At 64.4% G+C, this 26146-nt stretch carries 34 protein-coding genes; 3 read left to right on the top strand and 31 right to left on the bottom strand.

All coding sequences use genetic code 11. The annotated features are described in order from the left end of the window. Positions 1 to 2 precede the first annotated feature (2 nt). The 19 genes from nuoH to MUB52_RS13720 form a co-directional block, all read right to left on the bottom strand. Entirely contained in the window at positions 3 to 1040 is a 1038-nt protein-coding gene (gene nuoH, locus MUB52_RS13630; protein ID WP_263844776.1) for an NADH-quinone oxidoreductase subunit NuoH, read from the bottom strand. A gap of 6 nt (positions 1041 to 1046) precedes the next feature. After that, entirely contained in the window at positions 1047 to 1430 is a 384-nt protein-coding gene (locus MUB52_RS13635; protein ID WP_263844777.1) for a hypothetical protein, read from the bottom strand. Continuing rightward, a complete protein-coding gene (nuoG, locus tag MUB52_RS13640) occupies positions 1427 to 3463 on the bottom strand; it encodes an NADH-quinone oxidoreductase subunit NuoG (RefSeq protein ID WP_263844778.1) in 2037 nt (678 codons plus the stop codon). The genes MUB52_RS13635 and nuoG overlap by 4 nt, the downstream gene beginning before the upstream one ends. 48 nt (positions 3464 to 3511) lie before the next feature. Further along, a complete protein-coding gene (locus tag MUB52_RS13645) occupies positions 3512 to 3919 on the bottom strand; it encodes a DUF5333 domain-containing protein (RefSeq protein WP_263844779.1) in 408 nt (135 codons plus the stop codon). Positions 3920 to 4016: 97 nt separating this feature from the next. Beyond that, entirely contained in the window at positions 4017 to 4340 is a 324-nt protein-coding gene (locus MUB52_RS13650) for a hypothetical protein (protein WP_263844780.1), read from the bottom strand. Positions 4341 to 4344: 4 nt separating this feature from the next. Continuing rightward, on the bottom strand, positions 4345 to 4839 hold the full coding sequence (locus tag MUB52_RS13655) for a DUF3291 domain-containing protein (RefSeq protein ID WP_263844781.1): 495 nt from the start codon (positions 4837 to 4839) through the stop codon (positions 4345 to 4347). A gap of 4 nt (positions 4840 to 4843) precedes the next feature. Next, entirely contained in the window at positions 4844 to 5335 is a 492-nt protein-coding gene (locus MUB52_RS13660; RefSeq protein ID WP_263844782.1) for a DUF5333 family protein, read from the bottom strand. 133 nt (positions 5336 to 5468) lie between these two features. Then, positions 5469 to 5786: a hypothetical protein gene (locus MUB52_RS13665; protein ID WP_263844783.1), complete on the bottom strand. Its 318-nt coding sequence runs from the start codon at positions 5784 to 5786 to the stop codon at positions 5469 to 5471. A gap of 4 nt (positions 5787 to 5790) precedes the next feature. After that, entirely contained in the window at positions 5791 to 7086 is a 1296-nt protein-coding gene (nuoF, locus tag MUB52_RS13670; protein WP_263844784.1) for an NADH-quinone oxidoreductase subunit NuoF, read from the bottom strand. Positions 7087 to 7098: 12 nt separating this feature from the next. Next, on the bottom strand, positions 7099 to 7347 hold the full coding sequence (locus MUB52_RS13675; RefSeq protein ID WP_263844785.1) for a DUF5337 domain-containing protein: 249 nt from the start codon (positions 7345 to 7347) through the stop codon (positions 7099 to 7101). A gap of 41 nt (positions 7348 to 7388) precedes the next feature. Continuing rightward, the gene (locus MUB52_RS13680; protein ID WP_263844786.1) at positions 7389 to 8060 is read right to left on the bottom strand and encodes a hypothetical protein; all 672 of its coding nucleotides are present in this window, start codon (positions 8058 to 8060) and stop codon (positions 7389 to 7391) included. Positions 8061 to 8130: 70 nt separating this feature from the next. Next, a complete protein-coding gene (gene nuoE, locus MUB52_RS13685) occupies positions 8131 to 9144 on the bottom strand; it encodes an NADH-quinone oxidoreductase subunit NuoE (RefSeq protein WP_263844787.1) in 1014 nt (337 codons plus the stop codon). Positions 9145 to 9183: 39 nt separating this feature from the next. Further along, entirely contained in the window at positions 9184 to 9447 is a 264-nt protein-coding gene (locus tag MUB52_RS13690) for a hypothetical protein (protein ID WP_263844788.1), read from the bottom strand. Beyond that, positions 9444 to 10661 carry an NADH-quinone oxidoreductase subunit D gene (locus MUB52_RS13695; protein WP_263844832.1) on the bottom strand — a complete coding sequence of 406 codons (1218 nt, stop codon included), beginning with the start codon at positions 10659 to 10661 and terminating at the stop codon, positions 9444 to 9446. The genes MUB52_RS13690 and MUB52_RS13695 overlap by 4 nt, the downstream gene beginning before the upstream one ends. Continuing rightward, positions 10661 to 10864, bottom strand: a complete 204-nt coding sequence (locus MUB52_RS13700; protein WP_263844789.1) for a hypothetical protein — start codon at positions 10862 to 10864, stop codon at positions 10661 to 10663. Before MUB52_RS13700 ends, MUB52_RS13695 begins: the two co-directional genes overlap by 1 nt. After that, positions 10864 to 11037, bottom strand: a complete 174-nt coding sequence (locus MUB52_RS13705) for a hypothetical protein (protein WP_227270325.1) — start codon at positions 11035 to 11037, stop codon at positions 10864 to 10866. Before MUB52_RS13705 ends, MUB52_RS13700 begins: the two co-directional genes overlap by 1 nt. Further along, a complete protein-coding gene (locus MUB52_RS13710; RefSeq protein WP_263844790.1) occupies positions 11038 to 11655 on the bottom strand; it encodes an NADH-quinone oxidoreductase subunit C in 618 nt (205 codons plus the stop codon). 9 nt (positions 11656 to 11664) lie between these two features. Beyond that, complete coding sequence (locus MUB52_RS13715; RefSeq protein ID WP_263844791.1) at positions 11665 to 12198, bottom strand: NuoB/complex I 20 kDa subunit family protein; 534 nt, start codon at positions 12196 to 12198, stop codon at positions 11665 to 11667. Then, positions 12189 to 12554 carry an NADH-quinone oxidoreductase subunit A gene (locus tag MUB52_RS13720; RefSeq protein ID WP_263844792.1) on the bottom strand — a complete coding sequence of 122 codons (366 nt, stop codon included), beginning with the start codon at positions 12552 to 12554 and terminating at the stop codon, positions 12189 to 12191. The genes MUB52_RS13715 and MUB52_RS13720 overlap by 10 nt, the downstream gene beginning before the upstream one ends. Before the next feature lie 307 nt (positions 12555 to 12861). On the opposite strand from MUB52_RS13720, the gene MUB52_RS13725 reads away from it, so the two are divergent. After that, positions 12862 to 13368, top strand: coding sequence for a fasciclin domain-containing protein (locus MUB52_RS13725; protein WP_263844793.1), 507 nt, complete (start codon positions 12862 to 12864; stop codon positions 13366 to 13368). A 61-nt stretch (positions 13369 to 13429) separates the two neighbouring features. On the opposite strand, the gene MUB52_RS13730 is transcribed toward MUB52_RS13725, so the two are convergent. Beyond that, positions 13430 to 14347, bottom strand: coding sequence for a LysR substrate-binding domain-containing protein (locus MUB52_RS13730; protein WP_263844794.1), 918 nt, complete (start codon positions 14345 to 14347; stop codon positions 13430 to 13432). Between the two features lie 70 nt (positions 14348 to 14417). Between MUB52_RS13730 and MUB52_RS13735 the strand changes: the two genes are divergently transcribed. Beyond that, entirely contained in the window at positions 14418 to 14597 is a 180-nt protein-coding gene (locus tag MUB52_RS13735) for a hypothetical protein (protein WP_263844795.1), read from the top strand. 19 nt (positions 14598 to 14616) lie between these two features. On the opposite strand, the gene MUB52_RS13740 is transcribed toward MUB52_RS13735, so the two are convergent. From MUB52_RS13740 to MUB52_RS13775, 8 genes are all read right to left on the bottom strand, one after another. Then, entirely contained in the window at positions 14617 to 15402 is a 786-nt protein-coding gene (locus MUB52_RS13740) for a crotonase/enoyl-CoA hydratase family protein (RefSeq protein ID WP_263844796.1), read from the bottom strand. Beyond that, positions 15395 to 16264 (bottom strand): hydroxymethylglutaryl-CoA lyase, encoded by an 870-nt coding sequence (locus MUB52_RS13745; RefSeq protein WP_263844797.1) that lies wholly within the window; start codon positions 16262 to 16264, stop codon positions 15395 to 15397. The genes MUB52_RS13740 and MUB52_RS13745 overlap by 8 nt, the downstream gene beginning before the upstream one ends. Positions 16265 to 16368: 104 nt before the next feature. Next, a complete protein-coding gene (locus tag MUB52_RS13750; RefSeq protein WP_263844798.1) occupies positions 16369 to 17034 on the bottom strand; it encodes a glutathione S-transferase family protein in 666 nt (221 codons plus the stop codon). Then, entirely contained in the window at positions 17031 to 18965 is a 1935-nt protein-coding gene (locus tag MUB52_RS13755) for an ATP-binding protein (RefSeq protein ID WP_263844799.1), read from the bottom strand. Before MUB52_RS13755 ends, MUB52_RS13750 begins: the two co-directional genes overlap by 4 nt. A 3-nt stretch (positions 18966 to 18968) precedes the next feature. Further along, on the bottom strand, positions 18969 to 19658 hold the full coding sequence (locus tag MUB52_RS13760) for a hypothetical protein (RefSeq protein WP_263844800.1): 690 nt from the start codon (positions 19656 to 19658) through the stop codon (positions 18969 to 18971). After that, positions 19655 to 20077, bottom strand: coding sequence for an ASCH domain-containing protein (locus tag MUB52_RS13765; protein WP_263844801.1), 423 nt, complete (start codon positions 20075 to 20077; stop codon positions 19655 to 19657). The genes MUB52_RS13760 and MUB52_RS13765 overlap by 4 nt, the downstream gene beginning before the upstream one ends. A 10-nt stretch (positions 20078 to 20087) precedes the next feature. After that, on the bottom strand, positions 20088 to 21692 hold the full coding sequence (locus tag MUB52_RS13770) for a carboxyl transferase domain-containing protein (RefSeq protein WP_263844802.1): 1605 nt from the start codon (positions 21690 to 21692) through the stop codon (positions 20088 to 20090). Positions 21693 to 21732: 40 nt separating this feature from the next. Further along, on the bottom strand, positions 21733 to 22047 hold the full coding sequence (locus MUB52_RS13775; RefSeq protein ID WP_263844803.1) for a hypothetical protein: 315 nt from the start codon (positions 22045 to 22047) through the stop codon (positions 21733 to 21735). 167 nt (positions 22048 to 22214) lie between these two features. On the opposite strand from MUB52_RS13775, the gene MUB52_RS13780 reads away from it, so the two are divergent. Next, positions 22215 to 22817 (top strand): OmpW/AlkL family protein, encoded by a 603-nt coding sequence (locus MUB52_RS13780; protein WP_263844804.1) that lies wholly within the window; start codon positions 22215 to 22217, stop codon positions 22815 to 22817. Between the two features lie 46 nt (positions 22818 to 22863). Here MUB52_RS13780 and MUB52_RS13785 read toward each other — a convergent pair whose 3' ends face one another. The 3 genes from MUB52_RS13785 to MUB52_RS13795 form a co-directional block, all read right to left on the bottom strand. Further along, positions 22864 to 24027, bottom strand: a complete 1164-nt coding sequence (locus MUB52_RS13785) for an isovaleryl-CoA dehydrogenase (RefSeq protein WP_263844805.1) — start codon at positions 24025 to 24027, stop codon at positions 22864 to 22866. 78 nt (positions 24028 to 24105) lie between these two features. Continuing rightward, positions 24106 to 25314, bottom strand: coding sequence for a DegT/DnrJ/EryC1/StrS family aminotransferase (locus tag MUB52_RS13790; RefSeq protein WP_263844806.1), 1209 nt, complete (start codon positions 25312 to 25314; stop codon positions 24106 to 24108). A gap of 46 nt (positions 25315 to 25360) precedes the next feature. After that, a complete protein-coding gene (locus tag MUB52_RS13795) occupies positions 25361 to 26026 on the bottom strand; it encodes an HAD-IA family hydrolase (protein WP_263844807.1) in 666 nt (221 codons plus the stop codon). Positions 26027 to 26146 lie beyond the last annotated feature (120 nt).

Genomic DNA, 26146 nt, shown 5'->3' on the forward strand with positions numbered 1-26146 from the left:
CCTCACCCCCCAATGCCCCAGCGCGCATAAGCGCCCCAGAACCACTCGAATTTGGCTGCAAAGGCCACAAAGACCACCCAGACGAGGCTGAACGGCAGGAAGACTTTCCAGCCCAGCCGCATGAGCTGGTCATAGCGGTAGCGGGGCGTGATCGCCTTCACCATCGCGAAGATGAAGAAGAAGAACGCCATCTTCGCGACCATCCAGAGCGCCCCATCGGGCAGCCCCGGAATGGGCGAGAGCCAACCGCCGAAGAACAAGAGCGAGGTCAGCGCGCACATCAGGAAGATCGCGATGTATTCGCCAGCCATGAAGAGCAGGAAGGGTGTTGAGGAATACTCCACCTGATAGCCCGCCACCAACTCAGACTCCGCCTCGGGCAGATCAAACGGTGGGCGATTGGTCTCGGCCAGACAGCTGATGAAGAACAGGAACACCATCGGGAAATGCGGCAGCCAGTACCAGCTGAAGAAACCATAGGGCCCGTCCTGTGCGGCCACGATGCCGCCAAAGTTCATCGACCCGGTCGAGATGATCACCCCGATGATGATCAGCCCCAGCGACACCTCGTAAGAAATCATCTGCGCGGCGGACCGCAGGCTCCCGAGGAATGGATACTTCGAGTTCGACGCCCAGCCGCCCATGATCACGCCGTAGACCTCCAGCGAGGAGACGGCGAAGACGAAGAGGATGGCGACGTTGATGTCGGACAAAACCCACGTCTCGTTGAAGGGGATCACCGCCCAGGCGATCAGCGCCAGCACGAAAGACGTCATCGGCGCCAGCATGAAGACGGTCTTGTCCGCGCCGGCGGGCACCACGACCTCTTTCACCACATATTTGAGCGCGTCCGCCACGGTCTGCAACAGCCCGAAGGTGCCGACCACATTCGGCCCGCGCCGCATCTGCACTGCAGCCCAGATCTTGCGGTCGCCGTAAACCAAGAACAGCAGCGAGATCATCACAAAGCCAACAACCGCAAGCACTTGCGCCAGTATGATCACGGCAATGCCGCCCGGGGTGGTAAAGAAATCAGCCATAGGTCCTCACACCGTGGGAATGCGTTTTTGCCTGCAGTGCGCGGCGACCGCCGCCGCGTCGATCACCCGGATACCGCGCGGCCGCTCCACCGAGGTGATGTAAACAACATCTGCCGCCCAGACGCCACCCTCTCTGTCGAAATTCGAGCGCACGTATCGCGCATATGGCACAGCATCTTCCTGCATGAAAGACGCCACGGCGCAATCCGCATATTCAAAGACCGTGGCCGCGGTACGCGCCTTGGTCATGCGCGCCTCGACTTGTACGAGATCACCTGCGAGCTGCGTGATCTCGGCGCCCAGATAGTCGGGCACGAAATCCGAGGCCAGCGGCGCCCGTTCCGTGCAGGCCGCCAGCAGAACCGCCGAGGTCAGCACAGCCCCTCTCATTCCGCCGCAAGCGCCTCCTGTCGGCGCGCCTTGGCATTGGCCGAAAGCTCCGCCATCAGCTCGGACGCGCGGGCAATCGGATTGGTCAGATAGAAGTCCGTGACGGCACTGTGGAAGTCGCCGGACCCCAGAGCACCCTTTTCGAGCGCCTGCCACGCGTTTTCCGGCACCTCGTCGATGTCACCCAGATGCGGATGCCGTTTGACCAGTTCCTGGCGCAATTGGCCGAGGCTGTCGAAGGGAAAGCCGAACCCACCCGGGATCGGAATGTTCCGCAGCTGTCCCGCAATCGCCCGGAGGATGGCCCAGTTCGGCTTGGCTTCGCCCGGCGGGAAGCCCGCGCGCGCAGCCAATTGCGGGCGACCTTCGGTGTTCACGAACAGCCCGTCTTCTTCGGTATAGGCCGCGCCCGGCAGGATGATGTCGGCGCGATGCGCCCCCCGGTCGCCGTGGCTGCCCTGGTAGATCACGAAGGGGCCCTCGGCGATGTCGATCTCATCAGCCCCGAGGTTATAGATCACCTCGGCCTGCTGGACCGCCGCCATCCCGTCGGGGTTTGTCGCATCCACGTCCATCGCGCCAACGCGGGAGGCTGCGCTGTGCAGCACCAGAAGCTTGCCGCCGGATTTCTCGCAAATGCCCTGCACCTCGGCGAGCACGGCGGCACCATCCTCACCGGTCAGCGCGCCCTGCCCCACGACCACAACGCAATTCTTGTCGTGCAACTCGGTCATGTCGAGCCCGGCCACATGCGCCAGCGTCGCGCGATCCGTGCCCATATGCTCGTACTCATAGGTCAGATCGACCGCTTCACCGACGACGATCACATCGGCTCCCTTGGTCCAGGCCTTGCGGATGCGCGCATTCAGAACCGGGGCTTCGAGCGCGGGATTTGTCCCGACAAGCAGGATTTTGTCCGCAAACTCAAGGTCCTCAATGGTCGCGGTGCCGACATAGGCCGAGCGGTTGCCGGCGGGCAGCTTCGCCCCATCGGTCCGGCACTCCACAACCCCGCCGAGACCCTCGATCAGCGTCTTCAGCGCGAATGCAGCCTCCACCGGCGCTAGATCGCCCACCATACCGGCCACCTTGCCGCCGGTCAGCGCCTTCGCCGTCGCTTCCAGCGCCTCGGGCCAGGTCGCAGGCCGCAGCTTGCCGTTCTCGCGGATGTAGGGCTTGTCGAGCCGCTGCCGCCGCAGCCCGTCCCAGACAAAGCGCGTCTTGTCCGAGATCCACTCTTCGTTCACGCCGTCGTGGTTGCGCGGCAAAAAGCGCATCACTTCGCGGCCCTTGGTATCGACGCGGATGTTCGACCCCAGCGCATCCATGATGTCGATGCTCTCGGTCTTGGTCAGCTCCCAAGGCCGCGCGGTGAAGGCATAGGGCTTTGAGACCAATGCGCCAACGGGGCACAAGTCAATGATATTGCCTTGCAAATTAGAGTCGAGCGTCTGCCCGAGATAGGAGGTGATCTCCGCATCCTCGCCCCGGCCAGTCTGGCCCATCTGGTGAATGCCCGCCACCTCGGTGGTGAACCGCACGCAGCGGGTGCAGGAGATGCAGCGGGTCATGTGCGTCTCGACCAGCGGGCCCAGATCGAGATCTTCGACAGCGCGTTTCGGCTCGCGATACCGCGAGAAATCCACGCCATAGGCCATCGCCTGGTCCTGCAGGTCGCATTCGCCGCCCTGGTCGCAGATCGGGCAATCGAGCGGGTGGTTGATGAGCAGGAACTCCATCACCCCCTCGCGCGCCTTCTTGACCATGGGCGAGTTGGTCTTGACCACCGGCGGCTGACCCTCCGGCCCCGGCCGCAAGTCCTTCACCTGCATCGCACAGGAGGCGGCGGGTTTGGGTGGCCCGCCCACCACTTCGACCAGACACATGCGGCAGTTCCCCGCAATCGTCAGTCGCTCGTGATAGCAGAACCGCGGAATTTCGATGCCCGCTTCTTCGCAGGCCTGGATCAGCGTCATCGCACCGTCCACCTCGATCTCGGTCCCGTCGATGACAACCTTTCGTAAGTCGCTCATATCACTCGCCTCTCGCTCCGGCCCGCCCGCCTCTTGCAGCGGCGCGCCCTATTCCTCTGCCCGCAGCAGCACGCCCACCGTGCTGTTGCGTGCGATTTCCTCTTTGCCAAGCGCACAATAGCCCGCCTGATCCATCGTCAAATCCTTCGACGCCATGTATTGCTGGGCCCTGGCGCGCAGCCGGTCCTTCTCGACATCCGAGTCCACATGGGCGTCGATCTCCGCCTGAGTATAGCCCATGTCCTTCGCTTGTTGGCTCAAATTCTGCAATGCAGAAAGCGCCGGCAGAATGCGCGCCGAGATCTCCGGGCAGTTCTTGCGGATCTGATCCGCCAGCCCGATTGCGAACAGCCCATCGTCAATGGGCTTTACCTCGCGTAGCGGCGGCTTGGCCAGCCCGACCTGCGGTGCAGCCACAAGCGCCCCAAGCATCAGTGAGACAACGAATTTCCTCATATCCAACCTCCTGCAGGGCACACCGCGCACCCCATCCCCTCAGAGATGGGGGCCGGGGCGGCCGCTATGCAATAGCAGGGATATGACGGGTGGCGGATCACTGCGGACAGGCCCCTTCCAGCGTCAGCGTGTCATTGGCAATCGGCAGCACCTCATCGGCATCATCGGGGCCCACGACCCACTCGATGGCCGAGCTGCCGTATTCGTTCACACAGAAGACAGTCGCCTCATAGCGCGCCGCCTCCCGCGCACCCAGCAGCGAGGCCGAGACCGGCGCTGCCGTCACCTGGAACTTGTGCCGCTCATCGAGATCACTGATGCCCGTTCGATAGAATTGCCCGTCAAAGGCGATGTCCTCCGCCCCGCTGCCACAGGCTGTGAGCAGTCCTGCCATCATCAAAATCGTGTAAACTGGTCTCATCTTTCTACTCCGCCGCGACAGGTGCGCACCGGTTGCCCTGCCACTGGCTTGCTTGCTTCAGGTGCGCCCAGCCAAACGCGTGGTCGCTGTCTCCGTGGGTCTTGAGGTGCTCGAGCCGCGCCAGGGCCTCCTCCAGCGTCGGGCGGTGGTCTTCCGGCACCCACCACATCACGAAATGCATCTCTCCCAGCACCTCGAACCACTCCGCGCGCCGCTGGTAGAATTGCTTGTGGATCGTGCCCCAGACGAATGTCTCGAGCTGCTCGACGCTCTCCCAGACGCTCAGGTTCGGCACGAACCTTGGGTCGCCCCCAATCGCGTTCTCGGTATTGCCCGTGCCCGGCGCGCCCGAGCCTTCCATCATCCAGACAAACCCGGGCATCCGTTTGCCCAAGCCGTTGATCCGGTCGATGTTCGCCATGAACTCTGCCACGCGCGGATCGTCCAGTGGGGCCACCAACCGGCCGACGTTGAGCTCTGCGAGGTGATATCTGCCCATCTCTTCAGACCTGCCTTTCTGTGTCGATCAGGAACCGCGCGACCTTGCTGTTCGCGGCGAGCTCCGCCTTGCCAGCCGCGCAGAAGGTCTCGGGCCTGTCCTCGTCCAGCAGCCAGCGCTGGATATAGGCGCTCTGATCCGCCGAGAGCCGCCGCTGGAACTCGGCATTCTCATCCAGCCCCTTGAAGATCGCGTCCATCTGGTTCGGCGTGATGCCGTCCTCCAGCACCCGTTCCTTCAGATCGCGCAGCATCCGGTCTTCCTCCACCTGGCTGAAGGCGATGGTGTCGCAGTTGTCCGAGATGTAGCCAGCTGCCGAGAGCGGCACGATCTCGTCATATATATAATTCAGCGACGGCCCCCCGCCCTCCGTGGTGCCGAAGATGTCTCCAGGCGTCCCCTGCGGCGCCACGCCCACCGGCCCACAAGCGGCCAGCGCCAGCGTCGCGGCCCCCGTCACGGCCCAACCGGGGCAGGATGGGCGCAGCTGCCTCATGCCGCCGCTCCGCAGGGTCGCCTGGCCCAAACGCCCGAACCGGTCACGATCTCGACCAGAAGCTGGTCCTCCCAATTGAATTGGAGCGCGCCGATGTTGGATTCAGCGAGGTGCATCTTTGAGCTGCGACGAGTCATCTTTGCCCCCCAGACACCTGAGGTTGATATCGAAGGGCGATCGTCCACAGCATCGCGGTCAAAAGAACGGGAGAAAGCACGTTTGCCCAAAAGAACAACAGGCTGCCGCCAGTCCTGCCGAGGTCAGCGACAAAACGGACATCCAGCCCAACTATGTTGAACACCATCATCAGGAAGATCAGCAGTGGTCCCGATGCTGCGAGCACACACATGATCCGCCATGTAAAGCCGCCGCCCGTCCTCATGCCCAATCTCCAAAAGCAAATCGCACAGGAGGTCAGACAAAAATAGGTGAGGGCCAGCCAAGCGAGCATTCAATCACTCCGCCGCCACCGCGCTCACGCGGCCCGTGCGCTTGTGCTTGATGCGGTCCTCGATCTCGTCGCGGAAGTGGCGGATGAGGCCCTGAATGGGCCAGGCCGCTGCGTCGCCGAGGGCGCAGATCGTGTGGCCCTCCACCTGCTTCGTCACGTCGAGCAGCATATCGATCTCCTCGACCTCCGCCTCGCCGGTCACCAGCCGGTCCATCACCCGCATCATCCAGCCGGTGCCCTCGCGGCAGGGCGTGCATTGGCCGCAGGACTCGTGCTTGTAGAACTTCGACAACCGCCAGATCGCCTTGATCACATCGGTCGAGTTGTCCATCACGATCACCGCCGCCGTGCCGAGGCCTGACCGCTGTTCGCGCAGGTAGTCGAAATCCATGATCGCCTCGCGCATGTCCTTGCCCGGAATGCAAGGCACGGAGGAGCCGCCGGGGATCACCGCCTTGAGGTTGTCCCAGCCGCCGCGAATGCCGCCGCAGTGGGTCTCGATCAGCTCCTCGAAGGTGATCGACATGGCCTCTTCGACCACACAGGGGTTGTTCACATGGCCAGAGACCGCAAAGAGTTTCGTCCCTGCGTTGTTCGCCCGGCCAAAGCTCGCGAACCACTCCGGGCCCCGCCGCAGGATCGTTGGCACAACGGCGATGGATTCCACGTTGTTCACCGTGGTCGGGCAGCCATAAAGCCCCGCGCCCGCCGGGAAGGGCGGCTTCATGCGCGGCATGCCCTTCTTGCCCTCAAGACTTTCGAGCAGCGCGGTTTCCTCACCGCAGATATAGGCACCCGCCCCGTGGTGCAGATAGAGATCGAAATCCCAGCCGGAGCCCGCCGCATTCTTGCCGACAAGCCCCGCGTCATAAGCCTCGTCAATCGCGGCCTGTAGCGCCTCCTTCTCACGGATGTACTCGCCACGGATGTAGATGTAGCAGGCATGCGCGCCCATGGCGAAAGATGCGATCAGGCAGCCTTCGACCAGCGTATGCGGGTCGTGCCGCATGATCTCGCGGTCCTTGCAGGTGCCGGGCTCGGATTCATCCGCGTTCACCACCAGATAGGCCGGGCGCCCGTCGCTCTCCTTCGGCATGAAGGACCACTTGAGCCCGGTCGGGAAACCCGCGCCGCCGCGTCCGCGCAAACCAGAGGCCTTCATCTGGTCCACGATCCAGTCGCGGCCCTTCTTGATGATGTCCGCCGTGCCGTCCCAATGGCCGCGCGCCTGCGCCCCCTTCAGCGTGCGGTCATGCATGCCGTAGAGATTGGTAAAGATCCGGTCCTTGTCCTGAAGCATCCGCTTCCCCTCTCACTCGGGCCCGCGCGCGGCCTTGCGCGCGCGCCGTATCTGTAATGACACCACCAGCGCCCAGAAGAGCCCCGCCAATGCCGCAAAATCGAAGAGAAACGCGTAGCGCCCGGGCATGCCCAGCTTCGGCCCCAGCCAGAGCGCCAGCAGCCACAGCCCCATGGTGCCCACGATCACAAGGCTCACCAACCGCCCCTTGGCGGCCAGTGCGCGCTCTTGCGCCTGCCTGTCCTGATCCTGCGCACTCATGATCAGTTCTGCCTTTCCGTCTCTTCCGTGGCGGCCGCGGCCTATCCGCCGCTCGCCAGTTTCTTCGCCTGTCCGACCCAATCGTCCCGTTCGATCCGGCCCTTGAAGCGCAGCCGTTCATCGACCCAGGCGATATCCTCCTTGGTCAGCGCTGCCACTTGATCGAAGTGCCAGATGCCCAGGGAGTTCAGCGTTTCCTCCAGCTTTGGTCCGACACCGCTGATCTTCTTCAGATCATCTGCGCCGCCGTCACGCGGGCCGTCGGTGAAGGTTCCGGGGCGGTCGGTGTCGGAGGTTACAACGGGCGCCACCTTCTTCGCCACTTTCTTGATGCCCTTGGTCTCAGGCTCTTTCTCGTAGGTCCACTCGCCTTTGCGAGCGGCCAGTTCCTCTTCCCCGGCCAGCCGCTTCGACGGCTGCACCTTCGGCGCCTCGCTTGCAGTCGTCGGGGCCGAGGCCGTCGCGGGAGCCGGGGCAGGCTTCGGAGCGGCGGCCACCTCGGCGCCCATGTCAGCCGGGCCGGGCAGTGGCCGGGTCATGATCCAGCTGATGATGGCCCCGAACACGATCCAAACAACAAAGCCCGCAAAGGCGCCTTGCATAAAGCCCCAGTCGCCGAGCACCATCAGCAGCACTGCCGCCAAGACACCACCTGCCAAAGCCACGAGCCAGCTGCCCAGAGCCATCCCGATCATACCTTGATTGTTGTCCATCCCGTCCCTCTTTTCCTGTTGGTCGTCCGTTCAGACTCTCATTCTAACCAGCTTTTGCGCTTTTGGAAATTCAGGTGGCCTTGTCCTCGGCCAGATCACGGGCCTGCTGCACCCAGTTGTCCCGGCTGACACGGCCCTTGAAGCCTTCGAGGTTCTCGTCGACCCAGGCCACTTCCGCCTCGGTCCAGGCCGCGACCTGATCGAAGTGGAAAAACCCCATGGAATGAAGCAGCTTTTCGAGCTTCGGCCCGACGCCCTTGATCTTCTTCAGATCGTCCGGCCGGCCTGCGCGCGCCTCGGTCAGGGTCGCCGGCTTCTCGCCGGTTGGCGCTGTCTCGGCCGACTTGGCCGACGGCTGCGACGGCGTGTTCGCCGCCTTGGCCTGCCACGGCATGACCAGCGGCACCTCGGTCCCGTCGATCCGCTTGACCGTGTCGCCAATGTCGACCGCAAGCTGCACGGACGCGTTGTACTGGGTCTTGCCGCTGTCGTAGTCTGTCAGCGAGGTCAGCCCCTTGAGCGGTTCGGCCGCGTAGCGACCGTTCTGGGGGCCCGGGACCGGCACCTTGCCCGCCGCCAGTTCGTCGATGATCTCCCCCATCCGCTCGGCGGTCAGATCCTCGTAATAATCCTTGCCGATCTGAGCCATCGGCGCGTTCGAGCAGGAGCCGAGGCACTCGACCTCCTCCCAGGAGAAATTCCCGTCCGCCGACAGCGCATGCGGCTCGGGCGCGATCTTCTCCTTGCAGACGGCGACAAGGTCCTCCGCTCCGCAGATCATGCAGGAGGTCGTCCCACAAACCTGAATATGCGCAATTTTCCCAACGGGTTGCAGCTGAAACATAAAGTAGAATGTCGCGACCTCCAGCGCCCGGATATAGCTGAGCCCCAGCATATCCGCGACCGTTTCGATCGCCGGTTTGCTGAGCCACCCCTCCTGCTCTTGCGCGCGCCACAGGAGCGGAATGATCGCCGACGCTTGCCGCCCCTCGGGGTATTTCGTGATCTGCCCCTCGGCCCAAGCGAGGTTGGCGTCGGTGAACGCGAAACTGTCGGGTTGGTCGGGATGAAGTCTGCGGAGCATGTCAGTGTCCTTTGGGTGCCTCACGGCACGTCGATGTCGTCAGAGGCGGTGAACCGCTTCGTGAGGTTTGGCGTTTGTCCAAAGACGCGGGGACGTATCGCAGTGTCCACCGTTCGGACAGATCTCAGGCGCCTCATAGCACTCCGCACCCGGGCCCGGATTGGTCCAATACTTCGGCGTTTCACAGGCCGGCCGCTCTGCCTGCTGCGTCTCGAGCGGTGCGGTCCCATCGGGGCCATCAGCAAACTTCAGGACCAGAGCCAGCGCCACGCAGAGGCCAAGCGCAATCATCCGGCCCGTCATCGGTCAATCTCCCCGAAGACCACGTCCATGGTGCCGATGATGGCCGCCACATCGGCCAGTTGGTGGCCCTTCGAGATATGGTCCATCGCTTGCAGGTGCAGGAACCCCGGCGCGCGCAGCTTGGCGCGGTAGGGCCGGTTGGTGCCATCGGCCACGAGGTAAACGCCGAACTCGCCCTTCGGTGCTTCGACCGCGCAATAGACCTCGCCCTCGGGCACGTGGAAGCCTTCGGTGTAGAGCTTGAAGTGGTGGATCAGCGCTTCCATCGACTGCTTCATATCCTTGCGGCTGGGCGGGGTGATCTTGCCGCGGGCAAGGATGTCGCCCTGCCCCTCCGGCGCGCGCAGCTTTTCGATGGCCTGTAGGATGATGCTGACCGACTGGCGCATCTCCTCCATGCGCACGAGGTAGCGGTCATAGCAATCGCCATTCTTGCCCACGGGGATCTGGAAGTCGAACTCGTCGTAGCACTCATAGGGCTGCGCGCGGCGCAGATCCCAGGCGAGGCCACTGCCCCGCACCATCACGCCGGAGAAGCCGTATTCGAGGATATCCTCTTCGGTCACGATCCCAATATCCGCGTTGCGCTGCTTGAAGATGCGGTTCTCGGTGAGCAGCCCGTCAATATCCGCCATCACCTTCGGGAATTCCTGCGCCCAGGTCTCGATATCGTCGAGCAGTTCGGGCGTCAGGTCCTGATGCACCCCACCGGGGCGGAAATAGGCCGCGTGCAACCGCGCGCCGCAGGCGCGTTCATAGAAGATCATCAGCTTTTCGCGCTCTTCGAACCCCCAGAGCGGCGGGGTCAGCGCGCCCACGTCCATCGCCTGCGTGGTCACGTTCAGCAGGTGGTTGAGCACCCGCCCGATCTCGCAGAAGAGCACGCGGATGAGGGAGGCGCGGCGCGGCACCTCCACGCCGGTGAGCTTCTCGATGGCCAGACACCAGGCATGCTCCTGGTTCATCGGCGCCACATAGTCGAGCCGGTCGAAATAGGGCAGGTTCTGCAGGTAGGTCCGGCTCTCCATCAGCTTTTCAGTGCCGCGATGCAGGAGGCCAATGTGCGGGTCACAGCGCTCCACGATCTCGCCGTCCAGCTCCAGCACCAGCCGCAAAACTCCATGCGCCGCAGGGTGTTGCGGCCCGAAATTGATGTTGAAGTTGCGGATCTTCTGTTCACCCGTGAGGGCGTCGTCGAATTTGGAGCCGTCCATCATGCGCGTTCCTCCGTTGTTTGAACCGGATCACGAAATGCAAAAATCCAACAGAATATGAAAACAAAAGCCGGATTGACTGCCGGAATCGCCCACCACTTTGACATTCCGAATTTCGGCAACAGCATCCATATGGGCGTCGCAAATACTGCCGCCATTATGAACACTAGAACTACCGAAGGAAGCCCGAGGTCAAATCCCATCACCGCTTCTCCAGTTCTTGCAGCTTCAGACCCATCCACCACAGCAGGGCAATCGTGCCCAGCGGGATCAGGCAGGCCGCGGCCCAGTATTTGTTGATGCCGAAGAACGGCAGCAGCTTGACCATCGGGATGGCCGTGAGCGCCGACAGGACCAGCCACCAGAAGCCACCCATCTACTTGGCCTCCGCTTTCTCGTCCGCCTTGTCATCGCCGGGCAGGATGTACTCCGCCCCCTCCCAGGGGCTCATGAAGTCGAACTGCCGGTATTCCTGCACCAGGCTCACCGGCTCGTAGACCACACGCTTCTGCGCCTCGTCATATCGCACCTCGGTGTAGCCCGTGGTCGGGAAGTCCTTGCGCAGCGGATAGCCGCGGAAGCCGTAATCCGTGAGGATGCGCCGCAAATCCGGGTGGCCGGAGAAGAGGATGCCGAACATGTCGAAGACCTCACGCTCGAACCAGTTGGCCGAGGGGTGCACCGAGATGATCGACGGCACCATCGCCTCCTCGCGGATACTCACCCGCAGCCGGATACGGTGGTTCTGGTACATCGACAGCAGGTGATAGACCACGTCGAAGCGCTTGGCGCGCCCGGTGTAGTCCACCGCCGTGATGTCCACGAGCGTCGAGAACTGGCAGGTCGCATCCGCCTTCAGGAACTCCACCAGCCCGGTGATGTTCGAGGGCGTGACATCGAGGTTCAGCTCACCATGGGTCACATCCCAGGCCAACACGCAATCCGTGCGTTTCGCCTCGATATAGCCGCCCAGCTCGTTCAATGCGTCAGACATGAGGCCTCCTCAGCGGATGATGGTGCCGGTGCGGCGGATCTTGCGTTGCAGCTGCATGATGCCGTAGAGCAGCGCCTCGGCCGTGGGCGGGCAGCCGGGCACATAGACGTCGACCGGTACGATGCGGTCACAGCCGCGCACGACGGAATAGCTGTAGTGATAATAGCCGCCGCCATTGGCGCAGGAGCCCATGGAAATCACATAGCGCGGCTCGGGCATCTGATCGTAGACCTTGCGCAGAGCGGGCGCCATCTTGTTGGTCAGGGTTCCGGCCACGATCATCAGGTCGGATTGGCGCGGGGAGGCGCGCGGGGCGGTGCCAAAGCGTTCCAGATCATAACGCGGCATGGAGGTGTGCATCATCTCCACCGCGCAACAGGCCAGACCGAAAGTCATCCAATGCAGCGAGCCTGTGCGCGCCCAGTTGATGATATCCTCGGTCGAGGTCAGCAGGAAGCCCTTGTCCTGCAATTCACGGTTCAGATCCTGCGTGGCGACGTCGCGGTCCACGCCCGCGACATTGGCTCCGGCGGCTACTGCCATTCCAGCGCTCCCTTTTTCCATTCGTAGGCAAATCCGATCGTCAGCACCGCGAGGAACACCATCATCGACCAGAAGCCCACCATCGAGATGTCCTGGAAGGCCACGGCCCAGGGGAAGAGAAAGGCAATCTCCAGATCGAAGATGATGAAGAGGATCGAGACGAGGTAAAACCGCACATCGAACTTCATGCGCGCGTCGTCAAAGGCGTTGAAGCCGCATTCATAGGCCGAGACCTTCTCGGGGTCGGGGTTGCGCACCGCCAAAACCACCGCGGCAAGGATCAGAACCAGCCCCAACCCTATGGCCACGGCCAGAAACATGAGGATCGGAAGGTACTCCCGCAACATCTCGTCCAAGGCTTGGCTCCTTTGTTGTTGCACTGGCGCGCAGGCGCTATGCTGCCCCGCGGCGACAGGGGCTGACCCGGGTTTACGCCGCTCACCCCGCAGGGTCAACAGATGCGCGGCGGGAAAACCCTTGATCTGACAGCCATTCGTGCCGCGGCGTTAGCGCTGCCATTGTGCGTATTTCCGCTCAAAAAGCCAGCGATTCAAGAGAGATGTGATCTGTTGTCACACCCGCACCGTATAGACAGCTCACGACAGGGATGCAGGGCCACTCTGGCCCTGCACACACAACTTCTCCGAACACGAAGGACAGATCATGAACCGACGTTCCGCCCTCAAGGCCGCTCTTACCGCCAGCGCGCTCGCTGCACTCACCGCCTGCGCCCCCGCCGATCAAGGCAGCGACATTGTCGATATCGCCGCGGCAGACGGCAATTTCACGACGCTTGTAGCCGCGGTGCAGGCCGCAGGGCTGGAAGAGACGCTGCGCAGCCCGGGCCCATTCACGGTCTTCGCTCCGACCGATACGGCCTTCGCTGCCCTGCCTCCCGGCACGGTCGAGAGCCTGCTGCTGCCCGAGAACCGCGATCAGCTGGTAAGTATCCTGACCTATCACGTGCTGCCGGGCGCGGTGCAATCCAGTGACGTGCTGGGCTCGGTGACCAATGTGGCGACCGTCCAGGGCCAGACCGTGCGCGTCGATGGCACCGGCGGCAAGTTTGCTGCGGCCGTTCGTGTGAATGACGCCAATGTGACCGCCGCGGATATCCTCGCCACCAATGGCGTGATCCACGTGATCGACAAGGTGCTGCTGCCGAACTAAGGCCGACTCTGCTCAACCGCGGGCGCGGCAGTACATCTGCCGGGCCCGTCCACTCAACCCATCATGACCCCGCAGCAGGTCCCGCCCGCCAGCACTGCGTCGAACGATCGAGCTCCGCCTGCAGCCAGGATTTGAACTTGGTCACGCTGGGCTTGCGCGCGGCCAGCCGGCTCACAGCAAACCAGTAGGTGGCTCCTGTTTGCGCTCTCACATCGAAGGGCGCCGCGATCTGCCCCCGCTCCAGCGCGTCGCAGGCCAATGTCTCCCAGGCCATGAACACACCCTGTCCGGTCATCGCCGCATCTAAACACAGTGCGGCATCGGCATAGATCGGGCCGGGCCTCAGCCGCTGATCGGAAAGGCCCATGGCAGACAGCCAAGCCTTCCATCCATGGAGCGCTTCGGTCTCGCGGATGACCGGGAGCCGGAACAGATCCTCTGGTGTCGTGACCTGTGCGGCGAGCTCGGGCGCGCAAACCGGAAACACCCGCTGGTCGAGCAGCTTCGTCGCGCCCTGCCCCAGTGCTGCCTCCGGCCCGACGCGCAGCCCCACATCCACTTCGGAATGATCGAGGTCGACCACCTCCAGCGTCGGGAGAACGCGCAGGCTGATCTCCGGGTTCAGATCGCTGAAGCGCTTGATTCTCCATATGAGCCAACGGCTTGCAAAAAGCGGTGCGGCCGAAACCGTCAGCTGGTTGCCCTGGTCTGGCGCCAGTTCCGCCACCACGGCCGAGAGCTCCGTAAATGCCGCAGACAGACGCGATCTGATCCGCACGCAGGCTTCGGTCGGCAGAAGCCCCTTCGACGATCTTATGAAGAGTGGCTGGCCGAGGGCCGCTTCGGCCTTCGCCAGCCGCTGGCTGAGCGCGCCCGGTGTCACGCCAAGGTCCTTGGCCGCTGCGCGCAGGGTTCCGTGGCGGGCGATGACTTCGATGGTGCGCAGCGCAGACAGCGGGATCGTGTTGAGGTTCTGCATTTAGAAAATCTAAACGGCGATGCTCGCGAAGTCGATTCCCGTCTGACACCTGAAGGCTCAGACTGCCCGCATGACATCCCGCCTTACCTTGCACCTGAGACGCGCGTTTTGGGCGTGGTTTCTCCCGGACATTCAGGACGACAGCCTCCGCTACGCCCGCGATCCGCTGTCTCATCCCGACATCGCACGCATGTCAGAGCGGGAGCGCGCCGACCTGCCCTTCTGCCCGGCCCGCGTGCGGTCCGAATGACGAGGTCGCCCCCAATGCGTTAGGGCACCACCCAGCCCGGCTTACGCTTCTCGAAGAAGGCCCCGATGCCTTCAGCCGCCTCCTCCGTCTCCCAGCGCGCAGCAAGTGCTGCAATCGTCCGGTCCACGACGACATCGTCAATCCGCGGCCCCAGATCCCGCGCCAGCTGTTTCGCCGCCGCCACGGCCCCCGGCGCACAGGCGAGATATGGCGCCACTTCCGCTTCGACCGCCTCCGCCAGAGCTTCGTCAGGCACGACGCGCGCAATCACACCCAGCTGCACCGCCTCGGCCGCATCGAAGAGTCGCGCCGACATGAACACCCGCCGCGCGCGCCCCTCGCCCATGCGGGCCAGCACATAAGGTCCGATGGTGGCCGGTATGATGCCAAGGCGCGTCTCGGTGAAGCCGAACTTTGCGACGTCAACGGCAATCGCCACATCGCAGACACAGGCCAGCCCCACGCCACCGCCGAAGGCATTGCCCTGCACCGCCCCGATCAGAGGTTTGGGCAGCGCATTCAACGCCCCGAGCATGGTCGCGAGCTTGCGCGCCTCGGCCGATCGCGTCTCTGCATCCATCTCGCGCTGCGCCTGCATCCAGGCCAGATCGCCGCCTGCGCAGAAACTCTTGCCCGCGCCGGCCAGGACCACCGCGCGGACTTTTGCATCCGTGCCCAGACACGCCGCCGCTTCGGTCAACTCGGCCAGCATCTGCGCCGACATGGCATTGTGCTTCTCGGGGCGGTTGAGCGTCAGCGTCACTACGCCGCGGGCATCAGTCTCCAGCTTCAGCGTCTCAAACATCGGCCACCTCCTGGCGCATCGCCTGGGCCGTCGCGGCTGCCTCGTCGATCACATCGAGGTCGAGCCCCGTCTCATAACCCAACGCCGAAAGGTGCCGCGCGACGGCCTCGGTGGCAACATTGCCTACCGCGCCCGGGGCGTAGGGGCAGCCCCCGAGCCCGCCCACCGCCGCATCGAAAACCCGAAGCCCGAGGCTGAGGGAGGTGTCGATGTTCTCCAGCGCGCGCCCTGTCGTGTCGTGGTAGTGGCCCGCCAACCGCCCGGCGGGCACCACGTCTCGCACCGCCAGCAGCATCCGCGCGATACTGTCGGGCGTGCCGGCCCCGATGGTGTCCCCGAGGCTGATCTCATAGCAGCCCATGGCAAAGAGCTTGTCCGCCACCTCGGCCACTGCTGCAGGCGCCACGGGCCCGTCATAAGGACACTCGACCACGCAGGAGACATAGCCGCGCACCGGCAGGTCGATGTGCCGCGCCTCTTCGAGAATGGGCGCAAACCGCTCCAGGCTTTCGGTGATGCCGGCATTCACATTCGCACGCGAGAATCCTTCGGAGGCCGAGGCGAAGACGGCAATCTCATCGGCGCCTGCGGCGCGCGCATCCTCATAGCCGCGCATGTTCGGGGTGAGTGCGGCATAGCGCACACCGCCCGTCCGGGTGATCCCTGTCAGCACCTCGGCCGAGCCCGCCATCTGCGGCACCCACTTCGGCGAGACGAAGCTCGCAACCTCGATACGCGAGAACCCCGCGCGGCTGAGACAATCGACCAAGGCGATCTTCTCCGCGACCGGAATGTCGCGTGCCTCGTTCTGCAGCCCGTCACGCGGCCCGACTTCGAAAATCTCGCACGGCCCAAGGCTCATGACATCCCTCCTGACATCCGCTTCAGCCCTCTCGCGCCCCACGTGATCATCTGCACAGCCCTCCCCTTCACCCGTCCAAAAATACTCAGATCCGACAGCGGCGGCTAGCCCACCGGCCAGGGCACGTAGAAATCCCTCTCGTAGATACCATCGCCCTGCGGCAAAGCCGTACGAAAGCCCTCCCGCGCCGTGATCCGGTCATACCACGCCGCCACAGCGGGAAAGCCCTCCAGCGTCACGAAATGCCGCGCCATATAGACCGCCTGCCCCACCGAGATATCGGCTGCGGAGAACCCGCTGGTCAGCAGGTAGTCGCGGCTTTCGATCGGCGTCGACAGCCGCGCCTCGATCGCCGCATAGCACTTGCCCACCCGCGCGGCTTCCAGCTTCATCACGATCGGGCTGCGCATCGCGTCCTCGTAGAGGGCCACATGCTGCTGGGTCAGCGCCGCGGTGTGCTGGCTCACGGTCTCGGCGAAATGCAGCCACACGAGCCAGCTCATCCGGTCAGGGCTGCCCGGGCTCCGGCCCAGCCCGTCCGGGCTGAACCGCTCGCAGAGATACTGCGTGATCGCCCCCGTTTCGAACATCCGCTCGCCCTCGATCTCCAGTGCGGGCACGCGACCCGCGGGCGAGAGGCTCAGAAACTTCGGGCTGCGCAGCGTGCGATCGAAGGGGTAGCTGCGCAGTTGAAACTCCACGCCCAGTTCGTGCAACAGCCACAGTGTGCGCATCGACCGCGTCTGCGGACAGTGATGCAGGGTGATCACGCCTCCGCCTCCAGCCGGATGAGCGCCGCCCCCGCCTCCACCTGATCGCCCGCCTTGGCCAGCACCTCGGCCACCACACCGTCGCGCGCGGCCAGGAGCCCATGTTCCATCTTCATCGCCTCCAACACGGCCAGCCGGTCGCCTTGCGCCACGCTCTGCCCCGGTGTCGCATCGATCGCCTTCACCAGCCCCGGCATCGGCGCCTCGATCAGATTGCCATCGCCCGCCGCGCCCGCCGCCTGGTCCAGCGGGTCGACCACCTCGAACGTCAGCCCGTAGTGATCGAAGACCGTCACAACGCGCTTGTCGAGGGCCACCGAAGGTTGCGGCACACCGTCGACCTGCCAGAGATCGCCCCGGCGTTCGGCCCACACCTCACGACCGGCGACATCCCACCGCTGCCGGACCGGCGACAGCACCTCCACCGTCAGATCATACCTCTCGTCCTGCGAGATCAGGGACACGCTGCGCCGCAAGGGCTGCCAGAGCGTGAACCCCGCCATGTCGCTCAGTTCAAAGAGATTCAGCGCCGCCATCCCGGCCACCGCCAGATGCCGCGGCGCAACACCGGGCACCTCAGTCAATGCCTCGAGATCCCGCGCGATCAGCCCGGTATCGACGTCTCCGCGCCCAAAGCCCGCGTGCCCGGCCAAAGCGCCCAGAAAGGCCAGATTGGTCACCGTGCCACCCACTTTCGTGCCACGGAGCGCCGCCGACAGACGCTTGAGCGCGACCGCCCGCGTCGGCCCATGCACGATGACCTTCGCGATCATCGGATCATAGAAGGGGCTGATCGTGTCGCCCGCGCGCACGCCGCTGTCGGCCCGCGCGCCGTCCGGAAAGCGCAGATGGCTGAGCGTTCCGGTGGCGGGCAGAAATCCGGCCGGCACGTCCTCCGCGTAAAGCCGCGCCTCGAAGGCGTGGCCGGTGATGGTGAGCTGCTCCTGCGTCAGCGGCAGCCCCTCTCCAGCGGCTACGCGCAGCTGCCACTCGACCAGATCGACGCCCGTGATAGCCTCGGTCACCGGGTGCTCTACCTGCAGCCGCGTGTTCATCTCCATGAAGAAGAACCCGTCCGGCGACAGCCCGCCCGCGCCATCGACGATGAACTCCACAGTACCCGCCCCCGCATAGCCGATGGCCTCCGCCGCGCGCACCGCCGCCGCGCCCATCGCCGCGCGCATCTCCTGCGTCATGCCCGGTGCGGGAGCCTCTTCGATCACCTTCTGATGCCGGCGCTGCAGCGAACAATCCCGCTCGAAGAGATGCACCGCGCGTGTCCCGTCGCCAAAGACCTGCACTTCGATGTGCCGCGGCTGGCTCACGAATTTCTCCACGAGCACATCCGCATTGCCGAAGGCGGTCTGCGCCTCGCCGCGTGCCGAGGCCAGGGCCGCTGTGAAATCGCCTGCGCGCTCGACCAGCCGCATCCCCTTGCCGCCGCCGCCCGCCACGGCCTTGATCAGCACCGGATAGCCGATTTCTCCGGCCTCCTCGGCCAACAACGCGTCGTCCTGCTCCGTTCCGTGATAGCCCGGCACCACCGGCACGCCCGCCTCCACCATCAGCGCCTTGGCCGCGTCCTTCAACCCCATCGCGCGGATCGCCTGCGCCGAGGGCCCAATGAACACGAGCCCCGCCGCCTCCACCGCCTCGACGAACTCGGGGTTCTCGCTGAGAAACCCATAGCCGGGGTGGATCGCGCGGCACCCCGTGTCTAGCGCCGCCTGAATGATCACATCGCCCCGCAGATAGCTCTCTGCCGGGGCCGAGCCGCCGATATGCACAGCCACATCCGCCATAGCCACGTGTTTCGCACCGGTGTCCGCATCGGAGTAAACGGCCACCGTGCCCACGCCCATGGCCCGCGCCGTTTCCATCACGCGACAAGCAATCTCGCCCCGGTTTGCAATCAGAATTCGGTCAAACATATCTCACCACCACGACCCCGAGGTCCCGTCGTCCAGATGTTGCCGCACGTAGTTCGGCAGCGGCCAGGCATCATAATCCACGCCCGTGAGGCGCCCCGGCGGCTGCCCACGCCAGGCGTGCCGGTAGAGTTCCATGTGCAGCGAAATCTCGATTTCGCTGAGTGCCTCGTCGACCTTGCTGCGGGTCTCGGTGATGCCGTCTTCGAGTTTCTGCGCATCGGTCTTCGGCTGCGTCCAACTGCCGGGCAGGATCTGCCCCAGCACCTTTGTCCCCGCCGAGACAGCAACCAGCAGCACCAGGTTCGCCAGCATCCCCGGAATCGACGGGGCTGCAATGTCGCGAAAGAACCCGGGCAGCCCGCCGAACCAGCCGCGCTTGGTGTCCTTCTGCTGGGCAAGCTCGACCCGCGCCAGTTCGAATTCCTGCGCAAAGCTTTCGCGGAACTGCCGCGCAAAGGCGCGGCGGTTGAAGTCCGACCGCCCGGCCCAGAGCCGCAGCTTGGGCCGCACGAACCAACCCTGACGCGACTGCTCGACGAACTCCTCGAAGTCGAAGATGAAGAAGTAGTCCTCCGCATCCGGCGAATTGTGGATAAGGTACACAGACAGCTCGACCTCGCGCCCAAGGGTCGGCAGGCTGAGCCCGCCCACCGTCTCGGCGATCCGGTCACCCAAGGCACGGATGCCCTTCATCCGCCAGCTCCGAAATCCTCGACGACCTCGAACCGCTCCCAGATCAGCTTCATGTCCGGCGCAAAGATGCCGTGGCGCGTGAAGTAGTCCTTGTGATCGGCCTGCCAGCCCTCCAGCGTCTCGTTCTCACCCTCGGCCAGCGCCATCTCTTCAGGCATCGTCTCCCAGGTCGTCTCGCGCAGCTCAAGCGTCTCGATGACAAAGGCGGGCGCCCCACCTTCGTCCAAGACGATATCCCGCCGCCCGACCTGAGGCGCCTCCTGACGACCCGCTTCGATATCGACCACGGCGGAGCATGTGGCCCGTTTCGCGCCCGAGCGCACAAGCGCCGTCAACGCCGCGATCAGCTCTGGCGTGTCACCAAAGCTAAAGACTTCCGCATCGGGGTAGCGCGCCTTGACCTCTGCAAGTGTCACCATGGTGCTGCCCTCACATCCGGAAGACGCCGAAGCGCGTCTCTTCGATCGGGGCATTGAGCGCAGCGGATAGCGACAGGAACAGCACGTCACGGCTGCGGCGCGGATCGATCACGCCATCATCCCAGAGCCGCGCCGAAGCATAGAGCGGGTGGCTTTGCCGCTCGAACATATCGATCGTCGGCTGCTTGAACGCCGCTTCTTCCTCGGCGGACCAGGTCTCGCCCGCGCGCTCCATCGCGTCGCGTTTCACGGTGGCCAGCACCCCCGCCGCCTGCGGCCCGCCCATCACCGAGATGCGGCTGTTCGGCCAGGTCCAGAGGAAGCGCGGGCTATAGGCGCGCCCGGCCATCCCATAGTTGCCCGCCCCGAAGGACCCCCCGACCAGCAGCGTGATCTTCGGCACCTCGGTCGAGGCGACGGCGGTGACCATCTTGGCCCCGTGCCGCGCGATGCCTTCGTTTTCATACTTCCGCCCGACCATAAAGCCGGTGATATTCTGAAGAAAAACCAGCGGGATACGGCGCTGCGAGCACAGCTCGACAAAATGCGCGCCCTTCTGCGCGCTCTCGGAAAAGAGCACGCCGTTGTTTGCGACGATCCCGATGGGGCAGCCCTTGAGATGCGCAAAACCGGTCACCAGCGTCTCACCGAAGCGCGGTTTGAACTCGTCGAACCGCGAGCTGTCGACCAGCCGCGCGATCACCTCGCGGATGTCATAGGGCGTGCGCAAATCTGCCGGCACGACCCCAAGAATCTCTTCAGGGTCATAGGCGGGCTCCTCCGGGTTCTCCCACTGCACCGTCGCGGGCTTGGCGCGGTTCAGGCCGCCGACCGCACGCCGGGCCAGTGCCAGCGCATGCGCATCGTCCTCGGCCAGATAATCCGCCACCCCGCTGAGTCGCGTGTGAACCTCGCCGCCGCCGAGATCTTCGGCGCTCACCACCTCACCTGTCGCCGCCTTCACCAGTGGCGGCCCGGCGAGGAAGATCGTCCCCTGATCTCGCACGATAATCGTCACATCCGACATCGCGGGCACATAGGCGCCACCAGCGGTGCAGGAGCCCATGACAACCGCGATCTGAGGGATGCCGAGCGCCGACATCCGCGCCTGATTGTAGAAGATGCGCCCAAAGTGGTCGCGGTCCGGGAAAACCTCATCCTGATTGGGCAGGTTCGCCCCGCCACTGTCGACGAGGTAAATGCAAGGCAGGTGGTTCTCCTGCGCGATCTCCTGTGCGCGAAGGTGCTTCTTCACGGTCATCGGGTAGTAGGTGCCGCCCTTCACGGTCGCGTCGTTGCAGACGACCATGACCTCCTGCCCCTGCACATGTCCAATGCCCGCAATCACCCCGGCGCAAGGCGCCGCCCCATCGTAGAGCCCGTGGGCCGCCGTCGCCCCCACTTCCAGAAACGGGCTGCCGGGGTCGAGCAGGTTCGCCACCCGCTCGCGCGGCAGCATCTTGCCCCGGCTGACGTGCCGGGCGCGGGATTTCTCGCCGCCGCCCATCGCTGCAGCTTCGGCAGCGGCCGAGATGTCCGCCAGCCCCTTAAGATGGGCCGCACGGTTGGCTTGGAAGTTTTCAGAGGAGGGCAGCGCCTGTGATGTAAGCTTCATGACAACCTCTTGTCGCGTGTCAGTGAGGTCTTGGCAGCGCTCAGGTCTCCGGCACGCCTGGCGGCGACGTCTCGGGCACCGCGAGCAACCGCCCAAACCGGTCGACCGGGTAGTCGTACCGGCCACCCGGTCCGAGACAGCGCACCACCAGCCAGACGCCAGCCTGCCGTCCCGGACGTGCCGCGCAATCGGTCAGCTGTGCATCTGCGCCCGCTTCCTTCAGGTACCTTTGTGCATAGCTGGTGATCACGTCGGTCTCGGTGATCGTTGCCGCGATCCAGCCCCAGCGGAACGCCCAGACAGCACCCGCCAGGATCAGAAGAGCGAGCGGCGCGAACCACATCCAGCGCGGCATCAAACCCCCGCATCCTGCGCCTCCGTCAGGCGGCCCCGCGCACCGGTCCAACCGCGCTGCGGCGTTTTTGCACAGGCACTTCGCAGGCCCTCTTGATCTGCATCAATGCAGTAGCAATCCACAGGGAGCATCACCGGATCGAACTCAATACCGGAAGGAAAAAACCAATGAGAGTTGCCATCAAAACCCTCCTTCTGAGCAGCGCCCTTGCGGTCTGCGCTCTGCCTGCCCTCGCACAATCCCAAGGCGATTGGACCTTCGGGATCGGTGTCGGCAGCATCGATCCGAAATCCGACAACGGCCCGCTTGCGGGGAACCCTGCGGATATCGCCAGCGATGAAGCCCTCACCCTGACCTTCGAGTACTTCATCCGCGACAACATCGGGATCGAACTGCTGGCCGCCACACCGTTCGAGCATGGCATCTCGATCGCCAACGTCGGCGAGGCCAGCACCAAGCACCTGCCGCCGACCCTCTCGGTGAACTATCACTTCACCAACGCGAGCCCGTGGAAACCCTATGTGGGCGCGGGCATCAACTACACCACTTTCTTCGAGGAAGAGACCAACCTTGGCACGCTTGAGCTGGATGATTCCTTCGGGATTTCCGTGCAGGTCGGTGTGGACTACAAGATCAGCGATAACGGATGGCTGCGCGCCAATGTGCGCTGGTTCGACATCGACACCGAAGCAACCCTGGACGGCGCGGACATCGGTACTGCCGAGATCGATCCGTTCCTCTTCGGTGTCGCCTACGTACACAAATTCTGAAGCAGGAAAAGGGCTGGTGTGGGTTGATCCGATGTTCCCCATCGGGTCAGCCCATCGCCGCCATCAATTCACGGCCCACCAGCATCCGCCGGATCTCTGAGGTGCCTGCGCCGATCTCCATCAGCTTTGCATCCCGGAAAATCCGCGCGACGGGGCTGTCATTCAGGAACCCTGCGCCGCCCATCGCCTGCACCGCCTGATGCGCCTGTTTCATCGCTTCTTCCGAGGCATAGAGACAGCAGGCCGCCGCATCCTGACGCGTCACATCCCCCCGGTCGCAAGCCTTGGCAACCTCATAGACATAGGCGCGGGCGGAGTTCATCGCCGTGTACATATCCGCAATCTTGCCCTGCATCAGCTGGAAGCTCCCGATCGGCTGGCCGAACTGCTTGCGCTCGCTCAGATACGGCATGATGGCATCGAGGCAGGCCGCCATGATGCCGGTGCCGATGCCCGCCAGCACGACGCGCTCATAGTCGAGGCCCGACATCAACACGCGCACGCCCTTGCCCTCTTCGCCGAGGACGTTCTCGAAGGGCACCTCGACGTCCTCAAAGACCAGCTCCGCCGTGTTCGAGCCGCGCATCCCCAGCTTGTCGAAATGCGGTGAGGTCGAGAACCCGGTCATCTCCTTCTCGATCAGAAACGCCGTGATCCCCTTCGATCCCGCCTCCGGGTCGGTCTTGGCATAGACCACCAGCGTGTCCGCGTCGGGGCCATTGGTGATCCAGTATTTCGTGCCGTTGAGCCGATAGTGATCGTTGCGCTTCTCGGCACGCAGCTTCATCGAAACGACGTCCGATCCCGCACCCGCCTCGGACATCGCGAGCGCGCCCACATGCTCTCCAGAAATCAGCCCCGGTAGGTATTTTGCCTTCTGCTCGGGCGTGCCGTTGAGCTTGATCTGGTTCACGCAGAGGTTCGAATGCGCGCCGTAGGACAGCGAGACCGAGGCGCTCGCCCGCGCGATCTCCTCGATTGCGACGGTATGGGCGAGGTAGGACATGCCCGCGCCACCGAACTCCTCTTCGACCGTGATGCCCAGCAGCCCAAGCTCACCCATCTCGGGCCAAAGCTCTGGAGGGAAGGCATTTTTGGCGTCGATCTCGGCGGCCATGGGCTTGACGCGGTCCTGCGCCCAGCGGTGCACGACCTCGCGCAGCGCGTTCACATCCTCGCCCAGATCGAATGCCATGGTGGCCATGAACATCGCGCGGACCTCCCCTCAGATTTTATTGAACATGCGTTCATTAATGTCACAGCGGGCCGCACCGGTCAAGCGGGCGGCTTACTCCGCGGCGGTCGACTGCTCCTGATAAACCGCGCCGACTTCGGCTCGGATGATGCGGGCAATCAGGTCACAGTCCTCCAGCGAAAATGTCAGCGGCACGCGCATGTCGAGGATGCCCGCCAACACCCGGTCAGAGGCCGGCAGGCTGGGTGTCTCGGCGTAGCGCCAGCTATCGTAGCGGCTGGTGAAGCCCACAGGCTCCGCGCCGCCGAACCACTTCAACTCGACCCCGCGCGCAGCACAGCGCGCCACCACGGCCTGCACGTCCGCTGCCGCCCAATCCAGGAGCAGCACCTGAATGGATGAGCCCACGATGGTCTCCGCCTCGGGCCGCTCGATCACGGTCAGACCCGGCGTGCCGCGGAGCCCGGCCTCCAGCCGCCGATAGCGCTCGTTCCATCGCGCGCATTGCGTGGGAAGGTCGGCAACCTGCGGGCGCAGGATCGCCGCGCGCAGGTTGTCCATGCGGCCCGAGATATTCGGCGTCTCGTAGCGGATCGTCTCGAACGCCTCCATCGGCGGCGCCGCCAGATGCCGCTCGTAGAGCATGTAGGAGCCCGAGAGCATCACCGCCCGCGCCGCCACCTCCACGTCATCGGTCACAAGGAACCCGCCCTCGCCAGAGTTCACATGCTTGTAGGTCTGGCAGGAATAACAGCCCGCGACCCCGTAACGCCCGGAGGGCACGCCGTTCCAGGCGGCCCCCATGGTGTGGGCGCAATCCTCGATGACCTTGATACCAGCGCCGTCGCAGATCTCCATCAGCGCCTCCATGTCGCAGATATGCCCGCGCATGTGGCTCAAGAGCAGCACCTTCGCCTGCTCCGCCTTGGCGCGCAGATCGTCGAGGTCGATGGTCAGCGCTTCGGTCACACCGACGAAAACCGGTTTTGCACCCACCGCCGCAATTGCCCCAGGCACCGGCGCCAGCGTGAAGGCATTGGACAGCACGGCATCACCCGGTTTCACGCCGACCGCACGCAAGGCTGTCGCCATCGCATAGCCGCCCGAGGCCACGGCAAGACAGTACTTCGCGCCCACCGCGGTTGCGAACTCCTGCTCCAGCAGGGCCGTTTCACTGATCTCACCCGGCGCGGTGTTATAGCGGTGCAGCCGCCCGCTGCGCATGACCTTCAGCGCCGCTTCGATGCCCGCTTCGGGGATCGCTTCCTGCTGGGTGAAACTGCCTTCGAAACGCTCTGTCATCTGATGCCCTCACTCGCAGGGACCTTGCAGGCGGGCGGCGCCCCGGTCAAGCCAGCAGACGGTCCACCAGCGCAGGCAAGGCCGCATAGTCGTCTAGCAGTGCGTCCGGCTCCAACGCGGCCATGTCGCCGCCCGCCGGCCCGAAGGTGACCAGCACGCAGGGCGCGCCGGCGGCCCGCGCGGTATTGCGGTCGGTATCGGAATCGCCAATGAGCACGCAACGGGCTGGATCGCCGCCCGCACGGCGCGCAGCCTCGAAGAGCGGCTCGGGGTCCGGCTTGCGGACGGGCAGCGTATCGGCACCCACCAGCGCGCCGAAGGCTTCTCGCACGCCCAACCGCTGCAACAGCGTCTCGGCCAGACCCTCGGGCTTGTTCGTACAAATGCCAACGCCATAGCCTCCGGCCTTCAACACCTCGACCGCCTCCATCGCGCGGGGATACATTTGCGTATGCACGTCGATGGCTGCGCCGTAAGCCTCCAGCAGCATCGGATAGTAACGATCGATCGTCGCCACCTCGTCCCCCCGCCCCAGCCGGGACATGCCGAGGGTCAGCATCGCCCGCCCGCCCCGCAGAGCGGTGCCGGCGTCCTGCACGGGGTCAAGCACATCGCCCGCCCCCATGTCGCGGAAACAGTGATTGGCCGCCGCGATGAGATCACCGCTGGTGTCCGCCAGCGTGCCGTCGAGATCGAAGATCACCGTTTTCATCTCTGCTCCCCGGTCTCAATCTGGGCAGAACACCGCCCAATCATATTGCAAGCCGCAACCTTCTTTGATGGGCCTGTGCCTTGCGCCGCTGCGCCAGACGGATAAAGAGGTGTGCAGCAG

Source organism: Roseobacter sinensis, assembly GCF_025755255.1.
Classification (GTDB): Bacteria; Pseudomonadota; Alphaproteobacteria; order Rhodobacterales; family Rhodobacteraceae; genus Roseobacter; species Roseobacter sinensis.

Bases quoted from the DNA above. Each gene is read 5' to 3' on its own strand.
- nuoH (WP_263844776.1), bottom strand. From the start codon at position 1,040: ATGGCTGATTTCTTTACCACCCCGGGCGGCATTGCCGTGATCATACTG.
- MUB52_RS13635 (WP_263844777.1), bottom strand. From the start codon at position 1,430: ATGAGAGGGGCTGTGCTGACCTCGGCGGTTCTGCTGGCGGCCTGCACG.
- nuoG (WP_263844778.1), bottom strand. From the start codon at position 3,463: ATGAGCGACTTACGAAAGGTTGTCATCGACGGGACCGAGATCGAGGTG.
- MUB52_RS13645 (WP_263844779.1), bottom strand. From the start codon at position 3,919: ATGAGGAAATTCGTTGTCTCACTGATGCTTGGGGCGCTTGTGGCTGCA.
- MUB52_RS13650 (WP_263844780.1), bottom strand. From the start codon at position 4,340: ATGAGACCAGTTTACACGATTTTGATGATGGCAGGACTGCTCACAGCC.
- MUB52_RS13655 (WP_263844781.1), bottom strand. From the start codon at position 4,839: ATGGGCAGATATCACCTCGCAGAGCTCAACGTCGGCCGGTTGGTGGCC.
- MUB52_RS13660 (WP_263844782.1), bottom strand. From the start codon at position 5,335: ATGAGGCAGCTGCGCCCATCCTGCCCCGGTTGGGCCGTGACGGGGGCC.
- MUB52_RS13665 (WP_263844783.1), bottom strand. From the start codon at position 5,786: ATGCTCGCTTGGCTGGCCCTCACCTATTTTTGTCTGACCTCCTGTGCG.
- nuoF (WP_263844784.1), bottom strand. From the start codon at position 7,086: ATGCTTCAGGACAAGGACCGGATCTTTACCAATCTCTACGGCATGCAT.
- MUB52_RS13675 (WP_263844785.1), bottom strand. From the start codon at position 7,347: ATGAGTGCGCAGGATCAGGACAGGCAGGCGCAAGAGCGCGCACTGGCC.
- MUB52_RS13680 (WP_263844786.1), bottom strand. From the start codon at position 8,060: ATGGACAACAATCAAGGTATGATCGGGATGGCTCTGGGCAGCTGGCTC.
- nuoE (WP_263844787.1), bottom strand. From the start codon at position 9,144: ATGCTCCGCAGACTTCATCCCGACCAACCCGACAGTTTCGCGTTCACC.
- MUB52_RS13690 (WP_263844788.1), bottom strand. From the start codon at position 9,447: ATGACGGGCCGGATGATTGCGCTTGGCCTCTGCGTGGCGCTGGCTCTG.
- MUB52_RS13695 (WP_263844832.1), bottom strand. From the start codon at position 10,661: ATGGACGGCTCCAAATTCGACGACGCCCTCACGGGTGAACAGAAGATC.
- MUB52_RS13700 (WP_263844789.1), bottom strand. From the start codon at position 10,864: ATGGGATTTGACCTCGGGCTTCCTTCGGTAGTTCTAGTGTTCATAATG.
- MUB52_RS13705 (WP_227270325.1), bottom strand. From the start codon at position 11,037: ATGGGTGGCTTCTGGTGGCTGGTCCTGTCGGCGCTCACGGCCATCCCG.
- MUB52_RS13710 (WP_263844790.1), bottom strand. From the start codon at position 11,655: ATGTCTGACGCATTGAACGAGCTGGGCGGCTATATCGAGGCGAAACGC.
- MUB52_RS13715 (WP_263844791.1), bottom strand. From the start codon at position 12,198: ATGGCAGTAGCCGCCGGAGCCAATGTCGCGGGCGTGGACCGCGACGTC.
- MUB52_RS13725 (WP_263844793.1), top strand. From the start codon at position 12,862: ATGAACCGACGTTCCGCCCTCAAGGCCGCTCTTACCGCCAGCGCGCTC.
- MUB52_RS13730 (WP_263844794.1), bottom strand. From the start codon at position 14,347: ATGCAGAACCTCAACACGATCCCGCTGTCTGCGCTGCGCACCATCGAA.
- MUB52_RS13735 (WP_263844795.1), top strand. From the start codon at position 14,418: ATGACATCCCGCCTTACCTTGCACCTGAGACGCGCGTTTTGGGCGTGG.
- MUB52_RS13740 (WP_263844796.1), bottom strand. From the start codon at position 15,402: ATGTTTGAGACGCTGAAGCTGGAGACTGATGCCCGCGGCGTAGTGACG.
- MUB52_RS13745 (WP_263844797.1), bottom strand. From the start codon at position 16,264: ATGAGCCTTGGGCCGTGCGAGATTTTCGAAGTCGGGCCGCGTGACGGG.
- MUB52_RS13755 (WP_263844799.1), bottom strand. From the start codon at position 18,965: ATGTTTGACCGAATTCTGATTGCAAACCGGGGCGAGATTGCTTGTCGC.
- MUB52_RS13760 (WP_263844800.1), bottom strand. From the start codon at position 19,658: ATGAAGGGCATCCGTGCCTTGGGTGACCGGATCGCCGAGACGGTGGGC.
- MUB52_RS13765 (WP_263844801.1), bottom strand. From the start codon at position 20,077: ATGGTGACACTTGCAGAGGTCAAGGCGCGCTACCCCGATGCGGAAGTC.
- MUB52_RS13770 (WP_263844802.1), bottom strand. From the start codon at position 21,692: ATGAAGCTTACATCACAGGCGCTGCCCTCCTCTGAAAACTTCCAAGCC.
- MUB52_RS13775 (WP_263844803.1), bottom strand. From the start codon at position 22,047: ATGCCGCGCTGGATGTGGTTCGCGCCGCTCGCTCTTCTGATCCTGGCG.
- MUB52_RS13780 (WP_263844804.1), top strand. From the start codon at position 22,215: ATGAGAGTTGCCATCAAAACCCTCCTTCTGAGCAGCGCCCTTGCGGTC.
- MUB52_RS13785 (WP_263844805.1), bottom strand. From the start codon at position 24,027: ATGTTCATGGCCACCATGGCATTCGATCTGGGCGAGGATGTGAACGCG.
- MUB52_RS13790 (WP_263844806.1), bottom strand. From the start codon at position 25,314: ATGACAGAGCGTTTCGAAGGCAGTTTCACCCAGCAGGAAGCGATCCCC.
- MUB52_RS13795 (WP_263844807.1), bottom strand. From the start codon at position 26,026: ATGAAAACGGTGATCTTCGATCTCGACGGCACGCTGGCGGACACCAGC.